The following is a 5,928-nucleotide window of genomic DNA, read 5'->3' as shown; positions in this document are numbered from 1 at the left end:
CGCCTGACCCGACGCCGGCACCCGAGGTCGAGCCACTCCCTGCCACGCAAGCGCCCGCCCCGCCGCCGGACCTGCGTCCGCCGCACAGCACCGTGACCCTGCGGCAGGGCGTGCGCCACCAGCTGCACTGGATGGCCGGCAGCGGCTGCCCGCCCGACCTGGACGCCGCCGCGCAGACACTGGGCACCCCCACCGACGCCGCCCCGCTGGTCAACGACCTGGCGCTGACCGAGCTGGTGCGGCTGGCACGCGAGCGGCGCCACACACTGCAGGTGGACGAGGCCGTCTGGGACTGGCTGGCACACGCCCGCGACATGCGTGCCCGCGTCGAGCACCTGGAGCGCAACCACCCGGCCGGCCCGCTCAGTCCTGCACTGGCGGCGCTGGTGGTCGGTACGCTGCGCCCCTACCAGGCCGAGGGAGCCCTCTACGCCGCCTGCGCCGGCCGCAGCCTGCTGGCCGATGACGCGGGTCTGGGCAAGACCGTGCAGGCCATCGCCGCATTGCGGCTGATCGGCCAGAGCTTCGGGGCTACGCGGGCGCTGGTACTGTGCCCGCCCGAGCGGCTGGCCCACTGGCGCGCGCAGTGGCAGCAATGGACCGGCACCGCCGCTGGCTCGCTGGACACGCTGCCGGCCTCCGGCACCGACGCGCCGATCACCGCCGTGATCGCCGATCTGGGCCACCTCGCAGTCGATCTCGACCGCTTGCGTGCATTCGACGCCGAGGTGGTCGTCATCGACGAGCCTGCCGACGCGACCGCCTCGCCATGGGCGAGTCAGCAAGGCGCCGCCCGGCTGCAATCGCTCGCTGGCACACCCTGGGCACTCGTGCTCGCACGCGCGCCGCTGGAAGGCCGCCCGGACGCCTGGCAGGCCATGCTCGACTGGATCGACGGGAGCCATTTCGGCGCTGTCGCGGCCCTGCAGGGTGGTCACCTCGACGCGCTGGCACCATGGATGCTGCGCCGCTCGCGCACCTTCGTGCTGCGCCAGTTGCCCGAGACGGTCGAGCAGACCACGCGGGTCACGCTGCCGCCGGACCTGCGCGCCGACCACGACACGCTGCTGGGCCAGGTGCGCCGCAGCGTGCAGCGCTGGCAGCGCAGCCAGTTCCTCGGCAGCAGCGAGCAGCGCCAGCTGTTGCGCACGCTGCACACGCTGCGCCAGTGCGGCCAGGACGACAAGCTCGGCGCCGCCCGGCAAGCCATCGACACGGCCCTGCGCACGCCGGAGAGCAAGGTGGTCGTGTTCAGCCAGTGGCCGGGAACACTCGACGCCCTGGGCGCCGCGCTGCAGGAGCGCGGCACCCCCTTCCGCCGCCTCGGTCCCGAGCTGGTCGGCGACGCCCGGCGCGCGCTGATCGGCGAGTTCCAGCAGGCCCCGGAGCTGCGCGTGCTGCTGTGCAGCGACGACGACCGCGGTGGACAGCTCGGCCTGCGCCACGCCGCCACGGCGATCGTCCACCTCGACCGCCCGTGGAACCCGGCCCTGCTGGTGCAGCGCCTGAGCCGCGTGCACCGCACCGACCGCGTGCGGCTGGTGGCCGTGCACCACCTGCTGGTGGACGACAGCCTCGAGTCGCGCCTGGCGCAGGCCCAGCAGACCGACGCCGGACGCGACCTCTTCGTCGGCCTGGTCGACGGCCCAAACGCCGACGTCTTCCTCGAAGGCCCCCGGCTGACACGGTTCATGCGCGCACTCGCCGCACTGGTCGATCCAGCCGTCCTGAACCCCGGCTGAGCAAGGTGCGCCGGGCGCCGCACCCATGGCGGCACCCGGCTACCATCGCGGCGGATGTCCCCACCACAGGAGCGCCGCCATGGCCCTGCCTCTCGGCACCCCGGAGTTGATGTCGATTGCTGCCACGCTCGGCTGGGCCAGCGGGCTGCGGCTGTACGCCGTGCTGTTCTTCACCGGCCTGGCCGGCCACCTCGGCTGGATCCCGCTGCCGGGCGGGCTGCTGTGGCTGCAGCAGCCGGTGGTGCTCGGCGCAAGCGGGCTGATGCTGGCGGCCGAGTTCTTCGCCGACAAGATCCCCGGCTTCGACTCCTTCTGGGACCTGCTGCACACCTTCGTGCGCATCCCGGCGGGCGCGGCGCTGGCCGCGTCGGTCTTCGGTGGCGACGAGGGCACCTGGTCGATGGCCGCCGCGGTGCTCGGCGGCACGCTCGCCGCCACTGCGCATGTGGCCAAGACGACGACGCGGGCAGCGGTCAACACCTCGCCCGAGCCCTTCAGCAACTGGGGGCTGTCGCTGGCGGGGGATGCCGCAGTGCCGGCGATGCTGTGGCTGTCGTGGGTCCGGCCGATGTGGGCCGCGATCGGGCTCGGCGTGGCCGTGGTGTTGATGCTGGGACTGACGATCTGGCTGCTGCGCCATGTGCGGGCGCTGCTGCAGGGGGTGGTGCAGCGGTTCAGCGGCGCGTCGACAACGACGAATTGATGGTGGCGGCGGCCCGCAGCGCCGGCAGCGGCGTCTGGGTCATCAGGAACTGTTCGGCGAGCCGGCCCAGCTCCGCGCTGCCACAGGCCCGGCACAGGCTGAGCACCGCACGGGCGTATTCGGGCGGCCCGAGCATGAGGTTGATGTCCACATCTTCGCCCATCTCGTGCATGAGCAGATCGTGGATACGGCGGGCGATCTGGTGGCGGTCTGGGTCGTGCATGGCGGTCTCCTGGGTTCACCGCCATTCAATGCATGGGCCGTGCCGGCCAGATTGCAAATTCGATCACGCCCTCTGCGCGACCCGCCGCGGCCGCGCACCAAGGCACGTCGGGGTAACTACGGGACTGCGCCCGCAGCCATGCGGCAGGGCGCCCCGGACTGGTGCGCAGGCCGTGGCAGGACGGTCAGATCGCCTTGCGCAGATTGGCCGGCGCGATCTTGAGCGCCTCGCGGTATTTCGCCACCGTGCGGCGCGCGACCTGGATGCCCTGCTCCTCCAGCATGGTGCTGAGCTGGCTGTCCGAGAGCGGTTTCTTCTGGTCCTCGGCGGCGACGAACTGCCGGATCAGCGCGCGCACCGCCGTGCTCGACGCGTTGCCGCCCGCCTCCGTGTTCAGCGACGACCCGAAGAAGTACTTCAGCTCGAAGGTGCCGAACGGCGTGTTCATGTACTTGGCGGTGGTCACACGCGAGATGGTCGACTCGTGCAGGCCCAGCTCGTCGGCGATCTCGCGCAGCACCAGCGGCTTCATCGCGATCTCGCCGTGGGTGAAGAAGCCCTTCTGGCGCTCGACGATGGCCTGCGAAACGCGCTGGATGGTGTCGAAGCGCTGCAGGATGTTCTTGACGAACCAGCGCGCCTCCTGCAGCCGCACCGCCAGCGTGGCGCCGCCCTCGTCGCCGTGGCGCTGGCTGCGGTGCTGGCGCAGGACCTGGGCATAGAGGTCGTTGATCCGCAGCTTGGGCATCACGTCCGGATTCAGCACGACGCGCCAGCCGCGCCCGGCCTTCTGCACGATCACGTCCGGCACAACGATGTTGGCCTCCGCACGGGTGAACCGCCGGCCCGGCTTGGGCTCCAGCGTGATGATGAGCGCCTGGGCGTCGCGGATGTCGTCCTCGTCGGCGCCGGTGGCGGCCGTGAGCTTCTTCATGTCACGCCGCGCCAGCAGCTCCAGGTGGCCCTGGCAGATCAGGATGGCCACGCGCTGCGCCTCGGTGCGGTCGCATTCGCGCAGCTGCAGCACCAGGCACTCGCCCAGATCGCGTGCCCCGACGCCGCAGGGCTCCAGGTTCTGCAACCAGCCCAACGCGCAGCGCAGCCGGTCGATCAGCTCCTCGCGCAGCGCGGCGGCTTCCTCGTCGTCGGGCGTGTCGCCGATCGACAGCTCGATGGCCAGCCGCTCGGCGATGTCCTCCAGCGGATCGGCCAGGTAACCGTCCTCGTTGAGCGAATCGATCAGCGCCTCGACCAGCAGCATGTCCTCGCCCGCCAGGCGCATGCCCAGCAGTTGGCCGCGCAGGTGGTCGTTGAGGCTTTCGGTGAGGCTGGAGCGCTCGCTCCAGTCGCCGTCCTCGTCCTCGACGGCGTTGCTGCGTGCGCCGGACACGTCGGAAAGGCTGTCGTAGTCCTCGCGCTCGCTGCCGGAGTCCCAGTCGTTGCTGTCGTTGCTGCTGCTGTTGAAGTCGAGCTGGTCGACACCGGGCGTCTCGGCCTCCGACGCCGTGCTGGTCGAGGTGGACGTGCTGTCACCGCCATCCCAGTCGTCGGTGGCGCTGGTGCTGCGCTCGGGTGGGGCCAGCGTGGCATCGGCCATGGGCCGGTCCTGGGCAGCCCCTTCTTCATCGACTTCCAGGAAGGGATTCGCTTCGAGCATCTGCTCGACTTCCTGGTGCAGCTCCAGCGTCGAGAGCTGCAGCAGCCGGATCGATTGCTGCAGCTGTGGCGTCAGCGCCAGGTGCTGCGACAGGCGGACCTGCAGGGATGGTTTCATGGGGTCGGGACCGGGGTCGGATTCACATGCGGAAGTGTTCGCCGAGGTAGACCTTGCGCACGTCGGGGTTCTCGACGATGGCCGCCGGTGTCCCTTCAGCCAGCACACGGCCCTCGCTGATGATGTAGGCGCGGTCGCAGATGCCCAGCGTCTCGCGCACGTTGTGGTCGGTGATCAGCACGCCGATGCCGCGCGCCTTCAGGAAACCGATGATGCGCTGGATCTCGATCACCGCAATCGGATCAACCCCGGCAAACGGCTCGTCGAGCAGGATGAAGCGCGGCTGCGTGGCCAGCGCCCGGGCGATCTCCACCCGCCGACGTTCGCCGCCGGACAGCGCCGGGGCCGGGCTGGCGCGCAGCCGCTCGATCGACAGGTCATGGAGCAGGCCGTCCAGCAGCGCCTCGATGCGCGCGGCGCCGAGCGGGCGGCCGTCGGTGCCGTGCTGCAGCTCCAGCACGGCGCGGATGTTCTCCTCGACCGTGAGACGCCGGAAGATCGAGGCCTCCTGTGGCAGGTACGACAGACCGAGCCGCGCCCGCTGGTGGATGGGCAGGCGCTGCACCTCGGCACCGTCGATGCGGATGCGGCCGGCATCGGCACGCACCAACCCGACCAGCATGTAGAAGCTGGTGGTCTTGCCGGCGCCGTTCGGCCCGAGCAACCCGATGACCTCGCCACTGCGCACCGACAGGTGGACGTCCTTGACGACCAGCCGGGCGCCGTAGCGCTTCTGCAGGCCTTCGGCCTCCAGGCAACTGCGGGTGTCGGTCAACGCGGTGTCTCCGGATTGGTCGCTTCGGTCCCCGGACTGGTGGTGGCCTTGCGGGGCGTCACCACGCCCCGGACGCGTCCGCCGGCATTGCCCGCAGCCGTCGCAGCCGCGCCAGCGGCACCACCGCCCTGCACCTCGAACACATCGCGGGCATGGTTGTAGACGATGGTCTGGCCGGTGACCTGGTCCGCCGGCACACCGCCGCGCAGCACCCGCACCTGCGCCTGGTCGATGAAGCGCACGGTCTCGGTGACGGTGTCGTATTCGATGCGCCGGGCCTGGCCCTCGACGATCTCGTCCAGCCCTTCGCGCTTCTGGCGGAAGGTGGCCACCTGGCCGTCCGCACTGGTCGCCGTGGCGAGCTGGCCCTGCGCAGTTTCCTTCAGCTCGATCTGCGCGGCCTTGAGCACCAGCGTGCCGCGGGTGATCTCGACACCCCCGCTGAGCGTGCGGATCTTGCGCTTCCCGTCCAGCACCATGCGGCCTGCATCAAAAGTAAGCGCCTGCTCTCCATCGGTCTTTTCTGCACGTACCGGCAGGCCGAACCCAGCCAGCAGGGCCGCCAGCAGCAGCATCAGGCCGGAATGTCGGGACAACAGCACGGAAACGGCAGGTAGCATGGAACACGGTCCTTGGCGGGGCCAAGGATCAAGGCATGGAAATTGCATTCATTCTAGCCAGAAGCGACCGGGCCCGCGACATCTTCTGTCG

6 protein-coding genes are annotated in these 5,928 nt (G+C 70.5%); 2 read left to right on the top strand and 4 right to left on the bottom strand.

The window, feature by feature from the left end:
- Positions 1–1,742, top strand: a 1,742-nt coding sequence (locus AB3X43_RS15260) for an SNF2-related protein (RefSeq protein WP_369430718.1), incomplete at its 5' end; no start/stop codon positions are given.
- A gap of 79 nt (positions 1,743–1,821) precedes the next feature.
- On the top strand, positions 1,822–2,445 hold the full coding sequence (locus tag AB3X43_RS15255) for a DUF4126 domain-containing protein (RefSeq protein WP_369430717.1): 624 nt from the start codon (positions 1,822–1,824) through the stop codon (positions 2,443–2,445).
- Here AB3X43_RS15255 and AB3X43_RS15250 read toward each other — a convergent pair.
- From AB3X43_RS15250 to lptA, 4 genes are all read right to left on the bottom strand, one after another.
- Entirely contained in the window at positions 2,417–2,668 is a 252-nt protein-coding gene (locus AB3X43_RS15250) for a hypothetical protein (RefSeq protein ID WP_369430716.1), read from the bottom strand. The two genes, AB3X43_RS15255 and AB3X43_RS15250, sit on opposite strands and share 29 nt — an antisense overlap.
- 184 nt (positions 2,669–2,852) lie before the next feature.
- Positions 2,853–4,442, bottom strand: a complete 1,590-nt coding sequence (locus AB3X43_RS15245; RefSeq protein ID WP_369430715.1) for an RNA polymerase factor sigma-54 — start codon at positions 4,440–4,442, stop codon at positions 2,853–2,855.
- Positions 4,443–4,464: 22 nt separating this feature from the next.
- A complete protein-coding gene (gene lptB / locus AB3X43_RS15240; RefSeq protein WP_369430714.1) occupies positions 4,465–5,217 on the bottom strand; it encodes an LPS export ABC transporter ATP-binding protein in 753 nt (250 codons plus the stop codon).
- Positions 5,214–5,837 carry a lipopolysaccharide transport periplasmic protein LptA gene (gene lptA, locus AB3X43_RS15235; protein WP_369430713.1) on the bottom strand — a complete coding sequence of 208 codons (624 nt, stop codon included), beginning with the start codon at positions 5,835–5,837 and terminating at the stop codon, positions 5,214–5,216. The genes lptB and lptA overlap by 4 nt, the downstream gene beginning before the upstream one ends.
- Positions 5,838–5,928 lie beyond the last annotated feature (91 nt).

Source organism: Sphaerotilus sp. (genome assembly GCF_041083715.1).
Lineage (GTDB): Bacteria > Pseudomonadota > Gammaproteobacteria > Burkholderiales > Burkholderiaceae_C > Sphaerotilus.
The sequence above is the reverse complement of the archived record's forward strand: the minus strand, read 5'-3'. Positions and strand labels throughout refer to the sequence as shown.

Bases quoted from the DNA above. Each gene is read 5' to 3' on its own strand.
- AB3X43_RS15255 (WP_369430717.1), top strand. From the start codon at position 1,822: ATGGCCCTGCCTCTCGGCACCCCGGAGTTGATGTCGATTGCTGCCACG.
- lptA (WP_369430713.1), bottom strand. From the start codon at position 5,837: ATGCTACCTGCCGTTTCCGTGCTGTTGTCCCGACATTCCGGCCTGATG.
- AB3X43_RS15245 (WP_369430715.1), bottom strand. From the start codon at position 4,442: ATGAAACCATCCCTGCAGGTCCGCCTGTCGCAGCACCTGGCGCTGACG.
- AB3X43_RS15250 (WP_369430716.1), bottom strand. From the start codon at position 2,668: ATGCACGACCCAGACCGCCACCAGATCGCCCGCCGTATCCACGATCTG.